At 53.1% G+C, this 17672-nt stretch carries 13 protein-coding genes and 1 other annotated feature (1 of these 14 cut by a window edge); of the genes, 4 read left to right on the top strand and 9 right to left on the bottom strand.

What is annotated here, in order from left to right:
* Window positions 1–112 precede the first annotated feature (112 nt).
* The 5 genes from WKI47_RS24710 to WKI47_RS24690 form a co-directional block, all read right to left on the bottom strand.
* On the bottom strand, window positions 113–1744 hold the full coding sequence (locus WKI47_RS24710) for an ABC transporter substrate-binding protein (protein ID WP_340229873.1): 1632 nt from the start codon (window positions 1742–1744) through the stop codon (window positions 113–115).
* Window positions 1745–1847: 103 nt separating this feature from the next.
* Window positions 1848–2759, bottom strand: a complete 912-nt coding sequence (opp4C, locus tag WKI47_RS24705) for an oligopeptide ABC transporter permease (protein WP_340229872.1) — start codon at window positions 2757–2759, stop codon at window positions 1848–1850.
* A gap of 101 nt (window positions 2760–2860) precedes the next feature.
* Window positions 2861–3811 (bottom strand): ABC transporter permease, encoded by a 951-nt coding sequence (locus tag WKI47_RS24700; protein WP_340229871.1) that lies wholly within the window; start codon window positions 3809–3811, stop codon window positions 2861–2863.
* Between the two features lie 61 nt (window positions 3812–3872).
* Window positions 3873–4889: an ABC transporter ATP-binding protein gene (locus WKI47_RS24695; protein WP_340229870.1), complete on the bottom strand. Its 1017-nt coding sequence runs from the start codon at window positions 4887–4889 to the stop codon at window positions 3873–3875.
* On the bottom strand, window positions 4886–5914 hold the full coding sequence (locus tag WKI47_RS24690) for an ABC transporter ATP-binding protein (protein WP_340229869.1): 1029 nt from the start codon (window positions 5912–5914) through the stop codon (window positions 4886–4888). The genes WKI47_RS24695 and WKI47_RS24690 overlap by 4 nt, the downstream gene beginning before the upstream one ends.
* A gap of 246 nt (window positions 5915–6160) precedes the next feature.
* Between WKI47_RS24690 and WKI47_RS24685 the strand changes: the two genes are divergently transcribed.
* Together WKI47_RS24685 and WKI47_RS24680 are read left to right on the top strand one after the other, a co-directional pair.
* On the top strand, window positions 6161–7951 hold the full coding sequence (locus tag WKI47_RS24685) for a sensor histidine kinase (protein WP_340229868.1): 1791 nt from the start codon (window positions 6161–6163) through the stop codon (window positions 7949–7951).
* 73 nt (window positions 7952–8024) lie between these two features.
* Window positions 8025–8792, top strand: a complete 768-nt coding sequence (locus WKI47_RS24680) for a response regulator transcription factor (RefSeq protein ID WP_340229867.1) — start codon at window positions 8025–8027, stop codon at window positions 8790–8792.
* Window positions 8793–9221: 429 nt separating this feature from the next.
* Here WKI47_RS24680 and WKI47_RS24675 read toward each other — a convergent pair whose 3' ends face one another.
* Together WKI47_RS24675 and WKI47_RS24670 are read right to left on the bottom strand one after the other, a co-directional pair.
* Window positions 9222–10427: an amidohydrolase gene (locus tag WKI47_RS24675; RefSeq protein ID WP_340229866.1), complete on the bottom strand. Its 1206-nt coding sequence runs from the start codon at window positions 10425–10427 to the stop codon at window positions 9222–9224.
* Between the two features lie 602 nt (window positions 10428–11029).
* A complete protein-coding gene (locus WKI47_RS24670) occupies window positions 11030–11749 on the bottom strand; it encodes a YoaK family protein (RefSeq protein WP_340229865.1) in 720 nt (239 codons plus the stop codon).
* Window positions 11750–12119: 370 nt separating this feature from the next.
* Between WKI47_RS24670 and WKI47_RS24665 the strand changes: the two genes are divergently transcribed.
* Both WKI47_RS24665 and WKI47_RS24660 read left to right on the top strand, forming a co-directional pair.
* Window positions 12120–12566: a class I SAM-dependent methyltransferase gene (locus tag WKI47_RS24665; RefSeq protein WP_340229864.1), complete on the top strand. Its 447-nt coding sequence runs from the start codon at window positions 12120–12122 to the stop codon at window positions 12564–12566.
* Window positions 12567–12677: 111 nt separating this feature from the next.
* Window positions 12678–13658 (top strand): aldo/keto reductase, encoded by a 981-nt coding sequence (locus WKI47_RS24660; RefSeq protein ID WP_340229863.1) that lies wholly within the window; start codon window positions 12678–12680, stop codon window positions 13656–13658.
* A 438-nt stretch (window positions 13659–14096) separates the two neighbouring features.
* Here the strand turns inward: WKI47_RS24660 and WKI47_RS24655 are convergent, their stop codons facing one another.
* Both WKI47_RS24655 and WKI47_RS24650 read right to left on the bottom strand, forming a co-directional pair.
* Window positions 14097–14765 (bottom strand): DUF559 domain-containing protein, encoded by a 669-nt coding sequence (locus tag WKI47_RS24655; RefSeq protein ID WP_340229862.1) that lies wholly within the window; start codon window positions 14763–14765, stop codon window positions 14097–14099.
* 223 nt (window positions 14766–14988) lie between these two features.
* Window positions 14989–17151, bottom strand: coding sequence for a 5'-nucleotidase C-terminal domain-containing protein (locus WKI47_RS24650; RefSeq protein WP_340229860.1), 2163 nt, complete (start codon window positions 17149–17151; stop codon window positions 14989–14991).
* Between the two features lie 410 nt (window positions 17152–17561).
* Window positions 17562–17672 (top strand) — a binding site (T-box leader) (it continues 137 nt past the right edge of the window).

Here is a 17672-nt window from a genome sequence, read left to right as displayed (position 1 = left end):
CTAAATATCTAATCGACGTTTCCTGGTGAGACAGTGTCTTGAACGAATTTCTCCCGCAGCCCTAAGCCTTTAGCGAACCGGATTTTCACAGCCGACCGAAAGGCTGCTTCCCTTATTCAGTCTTCTCCCAGAGATAAACGTTGTTCAACATGTCCGGACCGACTTTGCCTTTGAGGCTGTTCGATTGCGCGGACATCAGGTTATCGACGTACATCGCGAATTGAGGGACGTTTTCGTGGAAGTACTGTTGGACCTGGTTATACGCTTCTTTGCGCGCTGCCGTATCGGTTTCTTTGGCGCCTTGTTCGATCAATCCGGTCAGTTCCGGATCGTCGATTCCGGTAAAGTTCATGGCGCTCGACGGCGTAAAGTAGTTGAATACCGAGCTTGGATCGGCCGTGTAAGGGATCGTCACGACGCCGACTTCGTAATCGTTGGACACGAGCTTTTGCAGCAGGGTAGGGAAATCGAACTTTTGGATTTCGACTTGCAGCCCGATCGCTTTCCAATCTGCCGCGACCAGTTCGGAAGCTTGCTCGCGGACTTTGTTGCCGACCGGGATCGAGAAGTGGATGACCTGGCTGAAGTCCCATCCGGCTTCTTGCAGCAATTTTTTCGCGGCGTCCGGGTCGTAAGCGTACGGTTCGACGCTGCTATCGTAGAACGGATGCGTGCTCGGCAGCATGTTGTCGACGATCTCGCCGTTGCCTTTGAGCAGCTTGTCGACGATTTGCGGGCGGTTAACCGCCATTTCGAGCGCTTGACGTACCTTTGGATCGGTCATTTTTTGCACATTGAACATGACGGAGACAGGCGTGCTGATCGGCGAGAACGAAGACGTCACATTGGTCATGTTGGAGACTTTTTCGAAGTCTTCGACCGGGATCAAGCCCGTGCGGTCCATGTTCGCGTCCACTTCGCCGGTTTGAAGCTGCGCGACCATGTTCGGCGCGGTTAGGATTTTGACGTACAGTTCGGCCAGCTTCGGCGCGCCCAGGTAGTAGCTTTCGTTGGCTTTGTACTGCACGTACTGGTCTTTCGCGAATTTGACGAAGCTGAACTGCCCGATCGAGACGGTTGGGTTTTGCATGTACGGGCTGGTGTCCAGATCCGCTGGAGCCGTATCTTTCAGCACATGCTGAGGCAGGAAACGGACTTTACCGCTGAAGTTATCGTTGAAATAGGTGATCTCGACCGGGTATTTGGTTTTGATCGTGAACGTTTTGTCGTCGACAGCAGCGAAACCCGAGATCGCGGCCTGGCCTTCGTCAAGCTTGCCAGAGTCGTTCAACCCTTCGATAAAGGATAGGTTAATGTTGGTCGTTACGGCCGGAGCGGCGATCATGCCCAGCGTATATTCGACGTCTTTGGATGTAAAGTCGGTACCGTCGTTCCAGACCGCTTTGTCTTGCAAGTGAACCGTAAACGTCTGATTGTCTTCCGTTTCGATCGATTCCGCCAGGCGGGGTTCGAACTCCAGCTTGTCGTTCACCACCATCAGGCTGTCGTTCATGATCGAAATGGCCTGGGTCGAAGCGGTATCGTTGGGGTTGATCGGATTGAGCGTTGTCGGCGGGTTGACGATGCCGATTACCGCCGTGCCGCTGCCTGACGAAGAAGAGGACGATTCAGTCGCGGCGGCTTCGTTTGTAGTCGTATATCCGCTGCCTCCACAGGCCGACAGGGTCAGAGCAAAAGCTGCGGTCAGCAGCAATCCCGTAAATCTTTTTTTATTTTTCGTCATTTCGTTGACCCCCTGTAAAAGTTCGGATAGAAAACGCAAAAGTTCGGACAGGAAACACCGGGTAAGGCTTTTCGATACGGCAAAAGGTTAAAGGTGTTACAGCTTATTGCTTCGGATCAAGCGCATCGCGCAGGCCGTCGCCGACGAAGTTGATCGCCAGCACCGTCAGCAAGATCGCCATGCCGGCCGGCAGCCACAGCCACGGCTGACCGCTCAGCACGGAAATGGACTGCGCTTCGCTGAGCATATTGCCCCAGCTTGCGGTCGGCGGCTGTACGCCCATGCCGAGAAAGCTGAGTCCCGATTCGGTCAGGATCGCCGAAGCGACGCCGAACGTGGCATTGACGATGATCGGAGCCAACGCGCCGGGGAAAATATGCTGCCGGATAATGCGCGGCGTCTTCAAGCCGAGCGAGACGGCCGCACGTACATGGTCGGCCTGTTTGAGCGATAGAACGCTACCGCGTACCAACCTGGCGATGCTTGGCCAGGAGAACAGCGCGAGCACCGCGATAATGGTGAACAAGCTCGGCCCGACGACGCTGACCACGACAAGAATGACCATCATGAAAGGGAACGCCATGAACATATCCGTGATCCGCATGACCAGCGTATCGATCCAGCCGCCGTAATAAGCGGACAACAATCCGACCACAGTGCCGAAAGCGACGTAGATGGCTACCGTAGCGAAGCCGACGAGAAGAGAGACTTGAGCTGCCGAAATCAATCGGCTAAGCACGTCGCGTCCGATCTGATCCGTGCCGAGCCAGTGCGCGGAACTCGGCGGAGCGGAGAAGTCGCCCGTAACCTGATCGGGCGGGTAAGGCTGAAGCAGCGGAGCGAACAAGCCGACGGCGAACAGCAAGATGCAGAAGATCAATCCGATCACGGCCATTTTGTTTTTGGAAAAGCGGCGCGAGACTTGGCGGAACCGGCTCTCCGAATGTTCGGCCTGTACCTGCGCCAGGTTCTGCACATTCGTCGAAGCCAATGCCTGAAGCTTGGTTGAAGACATGAACGTCACCTCCTGAAAGTGGGCGATAGCCTTTTTTAAATAGACGATTATGGCGCAATGCGTTCAAAGAAGCCATTGATTCTTTGCGGACGAATAAGGATTTAACCGACCTTGATCCGGGGATCGGCTGCGGAATACAGAATATCCGTCAACAAGTTGGCGCCGAGTACGGCGATCGCGGCGATCAGATTCAGTGCCATGATCGTCGGATAATCGCGCGACATCATCGACTGGAGCGTCAACTGGCCGATGCCCGGCCATTGGAAGATCTGCTCCGTGATGATGGCGCCGCCGAGCAGAATCGGGATTTCCAGACCGACCACGGTAATGACCGGCAGCAGCGCGTTACGCAAAGCATGCTTGTTCGTGACCCAAAATTCGTGCACGCCTTTGGAACGGGCGGTGCGCAGATAATCCTGCTTCAGCACGTCCAGCATGCTGGCGCGAACATAGCGGACTTTGCGTCCGGCGATTGCGGTCGCCAGCACGATCGCGGGCAAAATCATATGCACCATCCGGTCTCCGAAGCCGCCGTCCCCGCCGAGCTTTTGCATCCCGCCCGTCGGCAAGATGCCGAGGTTGACGGCGAAGATGTAGATCAACGCAAGCCCGAGAAAAAAGTTCGGAATCGACGTGCCGATAAACGACAGCCCGGTAACGAGGTAATCGATTTTGGTGTTTTGCTTCAAAGCGCTGAGAATGCCGAGCGGAACGGCGATCAGCAAAGCCAATACCAGAGCCGCCAGGCCGAGCGTGACGGTCGGCATGATGCGTTCGCCGACAAGCTGCGCCACGGGCGCGTACGAACTCATCGAGTAACCGAGATCTCCGGTAAGCAGCGTGCCGAGCCATTTGATGTACTGAACGAACAGCGGATCGTTCAGCCCCAGCGCTTCTTTTTTGGCTTCGGCGATCTCCGGCGACATGTTCGGATCGATATACATATCGACCGGGTTGCCGGGAGCCATATTGACGATGATAAAGTTAATGATCGTAATACCGAGCAGCACCGGAATAAAAATCAGCAGCCGCCGCGCAATATAAGTCACCATGCGAAATCCCTCCTTGTTTATATGGCGTCGAACATTGCCGATGCCGGCGAAACGGGCTTATTTAAAACGTGAAATGGCACGCTGCCGCATGTCCGTTGGAATCTGCCGCAAGCGGCGGTTCTTCCTGTCGGCAAAGCTCCTGTGCAAACGGACAGCGGGTATGGAACCGGCATCCGGACGGCGGATTGGCCGGGGAAGGAACATCTCCTTGTACCACGATCTTTTCCCTTCCGCGCAAGTGAGGGTTCGGAACCGGATAAGCATTCAATAAGACCTTGGTGTAAGGATGCTTCGGATTGCGGAAGATCTCTTCTTTCGTGCCGATCTCGACCACTTTGCCGAGATACATCACCGCGATGCGCGTACTGATGTATTTGACCGCACCCAGTCCGTGAGCGATGAACAAATAGGTCAGGCCCAGATCCTTTTGCAGTTGTTTTAATAGGTTAAGAACCTGAGCCTGAATCGATACGTCCAGCGCGGATACCGGTTCGTCGCAGACGATAAATTTGGGATTCAACGACAACGCTCGCGCAATGCCGATCCGTTGCCGCTGCCCGCCGGAAAATTCATGCGCGTAACGGTCTTTGTAGGAGCGGGGAATCCCCACGGCGTCCAGCAAGCGATCCACCTCGGCTTCCGCCGTGGCGGCGGTTGCTTTGCCATGCGCGAGCATCGGTTCTTTCAAAATGTCCCGAACCCGCATCCAAGGATTAAGCGAGGAAAAAGGGTCCTGAAAAATCATTTGCATCTCGGTCCGCAGCGGCCGCATTTTCGAGATCGAGTAGCGTGTGATGTCTTCGCCCCGATACATGATCTGTCCGCCCGTCGATTGCTCCAGCCTTAGAATCGTACGGCCGATCGTCGATTTTCCGCAGCCGGATTCGCCGACAAGCCCCAATGTTTCGCCTTCGCGAATATCCAGGCTGACGCCGTCGACGGCTTTCACATGGCCTTTGACCCGTCCCAGCAATCCTTTGCGAATCGGATAATAGGTGGTGAGTCCGTCCAGGCGCAGCAGAGTATCAACCGTGTCCGGTCGAACAGCCGCCATCGGCATTTCTTCAAATTCAATCATGTCGTCACTCCTTTCGTAGCTGAAGCCGGAGCCGGAGCTGCACTCGGGGCTTCCGCATCTCCTTGAGCAACCCAGCAGCGTACGCGGTGTCCTTTGGCCAATTCGAGCAGCGGAGGCGCTTCGGCGAAGCATTTCTCGGTCGCCAACGAACAGCGGGTATGGAAGCGGCAGCCGGAAGGCATATTTTGCAGCGGCGGCACGGTACCCGGAATCGAAGCCAACGTTTCTTCGTCATCGCCGTCGAGGTGGGGGATCGAACCCATCAGGCCCGTGGTGTACGGATGCAGCGGCTTGTCGAACAATGTGAACACGTCTGCTTCTTCCACGACTTGTCCCGCATACATAACGATGACCCGGTCGGCCATTTCGGCCACGACGCCCAGATCGTGGGTGATTAGCATGATCGCCGTTCCGGTTTCTTCCCGCAGCTTTTTCATCAGATCAAGGATTTGCGCCTGAATAGTCACGTCTAGCGCGGTGGTCGGTTCGTCGGCGATCAGCAGCTTGGGTTCGCAGGATAAAGCAATTGCGATCATCACCCGTTGGCGCATGCCGCCGGACAGCTTATGCGGATATTCGTCCATGATCTCTTCCGGACGCGATATGCCGACTTTGCGCAGCATCTCGATCGCATGGTTGCGTGCCGCTTTGCCTTTTACGTTCAGATGCAGCATGATCGATTCGACCAATTGACTGCCGATCGTGAATACCGGATTGAGCGACGTCATCGGGTCCTGGAAGATCATCGACACTTCGCTGCCGCGAATTTGACGCATAGCCGATTCGGCAAGTCCTGTGATATTGCGTCCGTTCAACCGGATTTCGCCTTTGCGGATCGAGCCGGTCTTGCCGAGCAATCGCATAATGGAGAGTGAGGTGACGCTTTTGCCGCAGCCCGATTCGCCGACGATGCCGAGCGTCTCGCCTGCCTTCAGACGGAAGCTGACGCCATCGACTGAAGTCACTTCCCCGCGTTCCGTGCGAAACACCGTTTCAATTCCATCTACTTCGAGCAAATCGTTCATCGCATCTGGCTCCTCTCTTATGTCAGGATAGCTTTCGTTGATGTCCTCATTGTAAGGAGAAGCTCTATTTTCTGAAAGTAACTTGGATTGGTTTTTGGGTCCTGGTTTGCAGAGAAAGTCAGATGAAACGCGAAAAAAGTGTCATTACTTACGCAAAGGGTGCGTTTTTTATGCTTTAACGTTGCAGCGCAAAAAGCTATAATCGACGTAAAGCGTCATATAACGACAAAAGAAGGAGAGATCGGTGTGAAGAAAGTTTACAAGACGTTTTTTATTCGCAACCTTTCTTCTTTCATGTTGCCTGTCTTGATTCCGCTTGTTATGTTGGGCGGATTATCGATCTCGATCATTCAGCGGTACGTAGGGATCGAAGCGCAGGCGGCCAACCAAAATGTGCTGGAGCGGATGCAGTCAAACGTGGAGTTGTTGTTCGAGGAGTTGGATACGCTGCATATGCACGCGGTTTCCAGCGCGCTCGAATTCGATCGTTTGCGAAAAATGCTCAATGAACCGTTGCCGAGCGCCGAAGATTACCGGGATTTGGCTTCATTCAAAAACTTCATCGATTCTCCGGCGATCGCAAGGCCCTATATTGAATCGATTTACGTTTATGTAGAAAATAATCGCGGCCGCTTCATCTCTTCCACGACCGGAGGGACGATGGCGTTCGACGACACCTATGACGCGGATTGGTACGAGAGTTACACGGCTCATCGCGACGCGGGCAAAGACAAGCAATGGAGCGAACCGCGTTCTTTCGACAAATACGGATTGGCTACGTTTCGTACGGACGTCATTTCGCTGTATCAGATGCTTGATATCGAAGGGAAAAACGATGCCGTAATCGTGTTGAACGTTCGGCTTGATTATTTGAAAGAACAGCTTGCGCTGCTGCCGACCTCCGCCGACCAACATTTGTTGATCACGGATTTGCAGCGGCAGGTGATCGTTCGCGGCGACGGGTCGGATACGCCGTCGTTTGCGCTTCGAACATCGTTCGATCCTTTTCATCCCGAACGGCTATACGGCGAAACCGCCTTGGGGTACGAGGTATCGGAACTGCAATCGCCGGCGTACGGGTTGCACTTCGTTTCGGTCACGCCGAAAGCGGCTTTATACGAACTGCCGATTCGGCTCGCGCTGTATACGGGGATCGCCGTGTTGTTGTCCGTTTTGGCCGCGATCGCGGTAAGTTTGCTTTTTGCCCGGCGCAACGTTCGCAATATTCGGCATATCGTGGATATGCTGCATGATGCCGAACAAGGAGCCGAGCCTGCCGCGAGAGCGGGGAAGCATGACGTCAACGCATATATCGTGCAGCAGATCCTGGCGAATTTTTTGGAGAAAAAGTATTTGAAAACGCAGCTTGCCCGGAGAAAAGCGGTCAATGAACTGATGGAACTGAGCGCTTTGCAATCGCAGTTGAATCCGCATTTTCTGCTGAACACGCTGGAAACGGTGAAATGGAAAGCGGCAGCGCTGGCGGGCGGCATGGATAACGAACTGACGCAAATGATCGAGCAGCTCGGAGAAATTTTAAAAGGCGCGCTGGATCTGGAGGAAAAGGAAGTCACAATCGAGGAAGAAATTCGCTACACCGAATCTTACCTGGCGATTCAGCTTATGCGGAGCGGCGAGGCTTTTGACGTGGTATGGGACTGTCGTGCTCAAGGGGAAGATATTCGGATCTTGAAGCTGCTGCTACAGCCTTTGGTCGAAAACAGTGTGATCCACGGTCTTCGAGGACGGCAGGGAGGCGCTATTAAAATCAAAATTTATGAGAATAAAGGCATGCTGCGCTTATCCGTGTTTGACAATGGCCGCGGCATGACGCCTCGACAGCTACAGGAACTACGAAGCAAATTAGAAGGTCCTTTTGGACAATCTGCGCACATCGGCGTATCCAATACCCATAAAAGGTTAAGGCTTGCTTACGGAAAACAATACGGACTTCGGATCTATAGCCGCGAAGGAAAAGGAACGCTGGTGCAAATCGTTATTCCCCAAAAATCAAATCACAATGAAAGAATTATGTGATGTTTCTGCAATTTTCTTGGTTGTAGAATGGTTAACAGTGTTATATAATCGATCAAAAAAAGGAGGTTGGTGCATGTATAAGCTGCTGATTGCGGATGACGAAGCGGAAATCAGACATGGATTGGGAAATTACTTCCCGTGGAGCGAACTGGGATTCGAAGTAGACGGATTTGCGCAAAACGGGCTTGAAGCGCTGGAATATATCGGCTGTCACTCTGTCGATGTTCTGCTGTGCGACGTGATGATGCCGGTCATGACCGGTATTGAGGTGGCCGAATACTTGCATAGACAAAAGACCTCTCCGCGCATCGTGTTTCTAAGCGCGCATCGGGATTTCGACGCGGCTTGCCGCGCCATGGAATTCGGGGTGCGTAGTTACATTCTGAAACCGACGCGGTACCAAGAGTTGAAAGATACATTCACGACGCTGAAAGAAGCGATGGATCAGGAAGCGCAAACCGCCTTATCACCGGAACCCGAGCAAACGGACGGACCCTCGTTCCCTTTGCAAGAAGGAGCTTCCGATCCGATCATCCTGCGCATTATGCGATACATCGACGGCAATTGTTCGGAAGCCACACTCGAAGGATCGGCATTGGCGGTGCGGATGAATCCCACTTACGTTAGCAAATATTTTAAACAGAAGACAGGCATCAATTTCTCGGAATACCTGAACGACGTGCGGATGTCCAAAGCGGCGGGGATGTTGGAATCGAGTGACTGCCGGACATACGAGGTCAGCGAAGCGGTGGGGTATCAGAACCCCAAAAACTTCACCCGTTCGTTCAAGCGCAGATTCGGCAAAACGCCAAGGGAGTTTAGGCAAGGGCTGGGGTTGTAGAAACGGAATTGTTGCGAATAAGAAAAGCCGAGTTCTTGGGAACTCGGCTTTTCTGTCGAGAAAATTATGCGTAAACGGGAAAAATTTCCGAAGTCCATTTTTTCGAAACGCGTCGCAAGACGCTTTCGGCGCGGATCGGGAGGACGTAAGGAAAGCCAAGCTCGAATCTCTATAATTGGATTTTGAAAATAAATGCGAATATACATTTAATTGTCTCTAATTCTTTTAATTTGGGAGAATAAATACGAATATACACTTAATTTCTCCTTATTTTGATCGTTTACGCGTTTTTTCGTGAAATAGATGTATATCCGCACTTACTTGACAACCGGGAAGCAAATCGAACGAAATAAGTGTATTTGAGCGCTTATTTCGTTCGATTTGTTTTCGTTTTCTGCACGTCGAGCTTGCCATTGTGCGCACCGAGAGTTAGATCGAAGCGATTTCCGCTGTCTCCGCTTCCGGCACCGCATTCAATCTCCCGTCCACGATCGCCAGAAACGCCTTGGCCGACATCATCAGCGCCCGTTCGTCGAAATCGAACTTCGGATGGTGATGCGGGAAGTTTTCTTGATCTTCGAATGCTGCGCCGACCATCAGGAAGCTTCCCGGTTTTTCCTGAAGATAATAAGAGAAGTCTTCGCCGCCCATCATCGCCGGAAGCTCAACCAGCTTGGCGATGCCGCTATCGGTCAAGATGCGAATGACTTCGTCGGTTTCTTTCTCATGGTTGAACGTCGCCGGATAGCCGCGCAGATAATCGATTTCGCATGTCGCATCGAACGAATGGCATAACCCTTCGCTCAATGCGGTGATGCCCTGCTGAATCTTATCGCGTGCTTCTTCCTGGAACGTACGCACCGTGCCGGTCATTTTGGCCTGATCGGCGATTACGTTATGCGTCGTGCCTGCATGGAACGAACCGACGGTTAGCACGGAAGGGTGCATCGGATCAACGCGGCGGCTGACCAGAAGTTGAAGTTCCGTAATTAGCTGCGCTCCAAGCGCTACGGCATCGATCGAATGATGCGGCGACGCGCCATGTCCGCCTTTGCCCTGAACCAGAATCTCGAACAGATCGGCGCTGGCCGTCAAAAAGCCGTGCTTGTACCCGATCGAACCGTATGGTTGAAGCGAAGCCAGATGGATCCCGTAGACTTCGTCTACCCCGTCCAAACAACCGTCTTCGATCATCGCTTTCGCTCCGCCCGGCGGCGCTTCTTCGGCATGTTGATGCAGCAAAACGATATTTCCGGCCAACTCATCCCGGTATTCGCTCAACACCTGCGCCACCGCCAACAGCGAAGCCGTATGCCCGTCGTGTCCGCAAGCGTGCATCACGCCCGCCACCGTCGATTTGTAAGGCACGTCTTTCTCGTCCTGAATCGGCAGCGCATCGAAGTCCGCCCGCAACGCAATCGTCGGCCCAGGCTTCCCGCCTGTAATCGTTCCGACCACACCGTTTCCGCCAACTCCGGTCCGTACCTCAATCCCCCCAAACCCGCTCAACGTCTCCGCGACAAAAGCCGCCGTGGCCGCTTCCTGAAACGATAACTCCGGATTGCGGTGCAAATGACGTCTCCATTCGACCATCGTATCTTTCAACTCAGCCAGTCTTGCCACCCATTTTTCCATGAAATCATCCTTCCCGGGAACGCCTATGCGCCATGATTTAAAATCAATTGTCCGTTTCTGTTCCCAGTTTAAAAGGATGGAAGAAAAAGTAACACCCCCGTTGCTTATTTTTCGTATCCGTAGTTATATCGTTTTACAAAAGCTATACCAAAAAGGGATGCTTATTTTGGAAAAGCCCACTTCAGTTGATATCAAAAAAACGGAGCCGCTAACGGTTCCGTTCGATGTGTAAGAAAAGCTGCGTTTACAAAGTAAGCTTCCTGGGGCGTGTATGCAAACTCCGCCGGGAGCAGATTGAGCTGGATTTTCGTTCTCGACAAGGAATTTTTCCGAAGGCGTGCCGGGGCACGTCAAGGGAAAATGACGCGGCGTCGCTGGAATCGTGCACGGTTTAGGTACGAATCCGGCAGAGGGCGAAAAGATAGGTCAAGATGCACGGCGTTGAGTTTGCGTACACGGCCTAGCGCAGCAGTCTTTTTTAATCTTGATCGAGCAGCTTTTTTAAGCTGATTGGAAAGGCCTTATGTTGGTAGTAAAGCAATCAATGAATTTTCCCCGCAGCGCCCAAGCTTTCCAAACGAACAGGATTTCCGAAAACCGGCTTAACGAACCCGCCGCTCGCCGTTTTCGTCCAATCCCCGAAACATTTTCAACACCACAACCAAAATAATCACCATCACCAAAATCGGAATCCATATCGCGCTGAATGGCATATGGATCTCCGCAACCCCCGCCACAAGCGCCCCGAAGCAATAAATCACCACCGCCGTAAAACGTAGCCAGGTCTCGCCGCCGATCTTCGAAGCTTTCTCTTTAAGACGGAATCTTTTCCGGAAAAAGGCCACGAAATCCTCGATGACGCTCGCGAGATTGTTGGTCAGAACCGTCGTGGAAATCCCCGCGATCCCAAGCTTGCGGGCGGCAGTCGTTTGCATGCCCATTGCGCTACTAAGCAGCAAAATCAACACATGCAGCAGCGTCTCGCTCATCACCGGACCGGCCAGCGCGGCAAAGATGAAGTAGAACGCCAATTCGATAAACAGAATCAGGGTAATTCGCGCAGGCCAGAAGCCTTTCGCTTTCCCGCCGCTAAGCAAAATCGCCGCCGCCGCGTTCCCCACGATAAAGCCGATACAAGCCAACGCCGCCCGCAGGAAGGACAATTCCGCGACATGAGCGAACGACATTCCGAGAATAACGATATTCCCGGTCATATTCGCTGTGAAAACGCGTCCCAAATGAATATAACCGATAACGTCGACGATCCCCGCCGACATACACAGCAGCATCAATATACCGCTGCGCCAAGTTTTGACGTGCAAATCCTTCATTCCTTTCGTGTAAACTCATCTCTCCGATTCTCGCAAGAAAGTCGGCATAATTCAAGAAAATACAGAAAGAAAATGAAAATGTATCTTTTCAACACTTAGAGCATATGTGATTCGGACAAGCGTAATCCGCTGAATAAGAATCGAAAAGGTATTTACGGGAAAAAAAGGGTATGATGAAGAAGTAAGTTTGAGAAAGTTCGGAGAACAAACGGCGAGGAGGGGTTCTTTGCACGCTTTTTACCTAATCTTGAGTTGGTCACTAGCGGCAGTTGTACTTGTACTGATCTTATTGGTTTTTATCTCAAGTGTTCGCAACGGAATAACGCCTATGCCGACCAGTAGGCCGGTAAGGAGCATGGTCATGCGAGAGATCGATCGCATGCCGGAAGGAAGCCGGATCGTCGAGGCGGGTTCCGGTTTCGGGACGCTGGCGATCAATCTGGCGAGACGTTTTCCTTTGTGCCGGGTGACGGGAGTGGAGAATTCGCTTGTGCCGTTATGGGGTTCGCGTTTATTGGCCTTGGCCAATCGCTTGCCTAAGTCTCGATTGGTGTTTCGGCGGGGGGATTTATTCAAGTATCCATATGCCGATGTCGATCTGATCGTCTGCTATTTGCACCCCGCTGCGATGCGTCGTCTCGGGCCTGTATTGCGCGAGCGCGCGGAAAGCGGAACGAGAGTTGTGAGCGTGTTTTTCGCTTTCGACGATTGGGAGCCGACTTCGGTAGCGGTATGTAATGATCTGTATCGCACCAAAGTGTACGTGTATCACGTAGGACGCCAGCATCCGCTGGATCTGAAGGTGTAACGGATTAAGGAAGCGGCGCATAAGCCGCGGCTCTCAACGTCGTTGCACCGTCCAAGCATCTGTAGTTCGCCTAAGATTATCATTTCCCATAGAAAAAGGAGCGATCGTGATATGGAATATGCCAAATTGGGTCAAACGGGATTGGACGTCTCCAGATTATGCCTCGGCTGCATGAGTTACGGAATTCCCGAGCGTGGCGCGCATGAATGGACGATGGGCGAAGACGAAAGCCGTCCGTTTATCAAGCAGGCGCTAGAATTGGGCATTAACTTTTTCGATACGGCCAATGTGTATTCGGACGGGACGAGCGAGGAGATTGTCGGGCGTGCGCTGAACGATTACGCGGATCGCGACGAGATCGTGGTGGCGACCAAAGTCCATGGCAAAATGCGTAAAGGGCCGAATGGCGGAGGTTTGTCGCGTAAGGTCATCATGACGGAGATCGACAACAGTTTGCGGCGGCTCGGGATGGACTACGTCGATTTGTATCAGATTCATCGCTGGGACCCGCATACGCCGATCGAGGAGACGATGGAAGCCTTGCATGACGTGGTCAAAGCGGGGAAAGCTCGTTATATCGGGGCGTCTTCGATGTATGCGTGGCAGTTTCTAAAGGCACAGCATACGGCGGAGCAACGCGGATGGACGAAGTTCGTCAGCATGCAAAACTACGTCAATCTGCTGTACCGGGAAGAAGAACGCGAGATGCTGCCTTTATGCGAAGCGGAAGGCGTCGGCGTGATTCCGTGGAGTCCGCTGGCGCGTGGGCGACTGACAAGAGACTGGGAAGAAAGCAGCAAGCGTTCGGAAACGGATGCGTTCGGCAAAACGTTGTACGACAAAACCGCAGAAGCAGATCGGCGGGTGGTCGAAGCGGTGGCAGCCGTTGCGGACGAACGCGGCGTACCGAGAGCGCAGATCGCGCTGGCATGGGTGCTGCAAAAGCGTCCGGTGACCTCCCCGATCGTGGGCGCGACGAAGGCTCGCCATCTGGAGGATGCGGTCGCGGCGCTGTCGATCCGACTGACGGATGAGGAAGTTCGGCGCTTGGAAGAGCCTTATGTGCCGCATGCGGTGATTGGGCATCAGTGATCGGCGGAACGCAGACAGCGAGCGAACAAACTGTACTCATGAAAAGTGAAAATGGATGGGAAGAAGCGGATTGCTTGAGGCGATCCGCTTTTTTGATAGGGAAAGCAAAGGTGGGAAAGGAGAGCGTGAAAAGTCACTTGTGCGAAAATAACTGCGAGAATCCATTTATTTAGCGAGGATTTTGAATTTTAAATGAAATAACTACATATATCCATTTAAAAGACCGGATCACCCCTGAATTTCAGAATAGATCGGAAAATAAATGGATATATGCAGTTAACGGCGTTCTATAGTCAAAAAATGAAAATTAACTGGATATATGCTGTTATTTCGCGAGGCGTCTGCAAGAGAGCAAACCTATTAGATGTTTTTATGTCAAGTACGTCTACCTCAGTTGCGTCTATCCGTCGTTCGGATCATCTCGAACCGCCTGACTTTTTACAAATAAGCAATCGCCGCGGTTTTCACCGTGTAACGAACGATTCGTTTACCTGTCGTGCCGGGCACGCCTTCGAACAAGCGTTTATCGCATAGCGATCGCAGTGTTTTGACGGCGGTCCGATGGTCGAGTCCGAGGCGGGTGCAAACGTCGATCGGCCGGATCGGCCGACTCAAGGTGCAAGCCAGACGAATGATTTCGCGGTCCGCTATCGTTATGTTCCCGTCGATTTCGGCCATGCTACTATATCGCCCCATCACCATCCTCAGCAGCGTGATACACAATTCCGGTCTTTGGGCCACGTCGTCGTAGGCAAAAGAAATCACCTGAAAACCTACGGCGGTCAGAAAAGTCTCGCGGTTCAATTCCCGGCAAAATTTACGGCGGTCCATATCCTGAACATGCGGGCCGAAGCCTTTGATCTCGATCACCAGTTTGACGTAAGGCGTGATCCAGGCGAAGTCGCAAAAATACGTCAAGCCGCGCCAATCCGTGACTTCATATTCCGGATGCAGGTCGTCGAAGTTTTGCCTGAGCGGCCACCAGACGTTGCGGCAAAAAAGCCGTTCGGCTTCGCGGTGTCCCCGCTCCAGGCGATCCCGGCGTTCGCCGGAGCGTGCAGTAAGATGGTGATCAAGAAATAAGTCATGCGCGGATTGAAAGTCCATGATAAAACCTCCTGAGTAAAAAATATGGATCGTGCAAAAGAAAAACAAAAAACGCCCCTACTTCTTTCCTCGGTAAAAGGAAAGAAGCGGGACGTTCTTCGTCACCGATCCGTAAGCAAATGATTATTTTTATTTTAAAGCGAAAAAAGAAAAAACGCAAAAGAAACTCCTTTTCAAAAAAGGAGTTTCCGCAGTGAAATTTGTACTTGCGCTACATTTTCGCTTAAGAAGCCGAGGGCGTCAAAGCCGCCAGGGAGGCTTCAATCGCGGCGTCCGCTTCGGTCGGCAGAACCGTGTCTTTCGGGAAAAATTTGCCCGGTTCGTCGGCACCGAGGATTCCGGCGTTTACCAATTGAGCAACCGGAGTCTTGGCGTAAGACGCCACCAGCGAAGCATCGTCGAATGCGCCGAGAACGGCAGCCGCGTTGACCGTCGGAAGCTGCTGCTTGAGCGCGCTCGCCAGAATCGTCGCCATTTCTTCGCGGGTGATCGAGCGGTCCGGATTGAATTTGCCCGCGCCGTAGCCTTTGATCAGGCCGGCGTTGACCGCTTCGGCGATCGCGTCGGCGTAAGGAGCGTCAGCCGCTACGTCAGTGAACGCTTTGCTCGGTGCCGTTACCGCGTTCAGACCGAGCGCTTCGACCAGCTTGGACACGAAGTCCGCGCGGGAGATGAAATCACTTGCCGGAGTCGAAGGCGCCGTCGCCGGGCCGTCGGAATCCGGAACTTCGGAACCTGCGGCCGGCGTGTTTACGATGCGGCCTTCGACTTTTGCCGTGATGGCGGAGCCTTTGAACGTATCGACGATGTATTTGTAGAAGACATCGAGGTCGATCGGGCCGGCCAGCGAAGCACTCGCTTCGGTCAGCACTTTGTAGTTGTCACCGCCACCTGCCATGAAGTTATTCACGACTGCTGTATACGATTTGGCCGGGTCGATCGCCGTACCGTCCGCCAATTGGAGATCGCTAACGCGCTCGGCTACCGGCTTGTTCAGATCGGCTTTGTATTTCAGACCGGAGATTTGCAGCGTTTTGGTGTTCGGCGTGCCGTCTGCGTTCGTTCCCCATTGTTGTTCCAACAGCTTTTGCACTTGAGCGCCGGTCAGGGTCAGCTTCACCAGTGTGTTGCCGAACGGTTGAATCTTCGCCAGATCGGCAAACGTTACGTCGCCTTTCGGCAGATCCGCACGGATACCGCCCGGGTTCATGAACGCAAAGTCGGCGGCTTCCGCGTTATCGCCGAAATCGGCCGTGCGCATCGAATCGGCGATCAGGTTCCCCAGTGCCGCTTCGTTGTTGTAGGCATCCGTACGCGTCACCGAACCGTCCGTCGTACCGACCGGTTTGGTCAGCTCCGGGTGTTTTTCCAGATACTTTTTGATCAGAGCCACGGATTCCGCGTCCGGCGTTACGCCTTGTTGGAACGTTGTCGTTACCGTAGCGGATTTTTCTGTGACGTCGCCTGTTTTCGGATCGATCAGCAATTTGATATCTTCAAACGCCGTACCGTAAGAGTAGGCTTGAACGATCAGTTTGCCATTGACTTCGCCGTTGGCCAGCGCATGGTTGTCGCCCGCCACGATCACGTCGATCGGAGAATTCGCCGGAAGGGCTTTGGCCAGATCGGCCGCTTCGCCCGTGGTTACGCCTTCTTTCGTGGAAGCCGGATCGTGCGCCAGCACGACGATCGTCTCGACGCCTTGGTCTTGCAGTTCTTTCGCATATTTGTTGACCGCAGCCACTTCTTCTTCGACGCTCAGGAAACGGACGCCTTTGGTACCCGCAGGGGATACTTTGGCCGGAGTCGATTTGGTTACGAGACCGATAAAGCCGATCTTCACGCCGCCGACTTCTTTGATCACGTAAGGGTCGATCAATGTTTTGCCTGTTGCTTCTTCGATCACGTTCGCGTTCACGTAGTCGAATTTCACGCCTTTGTGCGTCACGACGCCGTCTTTCGGATCGAGGCCGCCGTTCAGTTGCGCTTTGAGCGCGGCGATGCCCTGGTCGAATTCATGGTTGCCCAGCGAGCCGACGTCGAAGCCCATCATGTTCATCCACTCGATGGTCGGTTCGTCGCGTTCGAGCGAAGAGATCGGAGCGGAAGCGCCGACGGAGTCGCCGTTGTGGAACAGAAGCGAGTGCTCGTATTTGGCTTGAGCCTGCTTCAGATATGTAGCGAGAATAGGAGCGGTGCCTGCCGGTTTGTCGGCTACGATCGAAGTCGTATCGAGTTGTCCGTGCAGATCGTTGATGCCGAGCAGGTGGACTTCGATATCGCCTTCAGCGGCCGAAGCCGTTCCCGCCGCGCCCAATACCTGAGCGGAAAGCAGCGCTGCCGCCGCGAATCCGACGCTCGGTCTTCTCCAGTTTTTCCAATTCATAAACGTGTATTCCCCCTAAGTTTTGATTAGTGCGTGTACGCAAACTCAGGCGACGTGCATCTTGAACTGCCTTTTCGCCCTCCTCTACGTCACTTTCCCTTGACGTGCCCCGGCACGCCTTCGGAAAAGTTCCTGGATGAGAACGAATATTCAGCTCAATCTGCGCCCTTCGGAGTTTGCGTACACGCCCTAGTGCCGTCATATTGTATCACAGGGATTTTTTTAAAATCAAAGGGTATGTAAAGGCTGTGTTAAATATTTTTAAAATCGTTTTCGGAAAAAGGAATACCTTGTCTTTTTCAAACATAAGCGTACGCCCGTGATTGAAGCCGGACAAGATATTCATTTGACACATCCGTCGCTTCCGTGATATAAAGTGAATCAATAAGCGTCCGGCCTGCGGAGCTTTATACAAAGCGTTGAAGGGAACCCAGTAGCGTTCAGATCCGTACTTTCAGAGAGCCGCCGGTTGGTGCGAGGCGGTAGGCGAATGAATGCGAATTACGTCCTGGAGCTTCCCG

This window comes from Saccharibacillus sacchari (genome assembly GCF_037722395.1).
Classification (GTDB): domain Bacteria; phylum Bacillota; class Bacilli; order Paenibacillales; family Paenibacillaceae; genus Saccharibacillus; species Saccharibacillus sacchari_A.
This window is presented reverse-complemented; position numbering and strand designations above follow the sequence as displayed.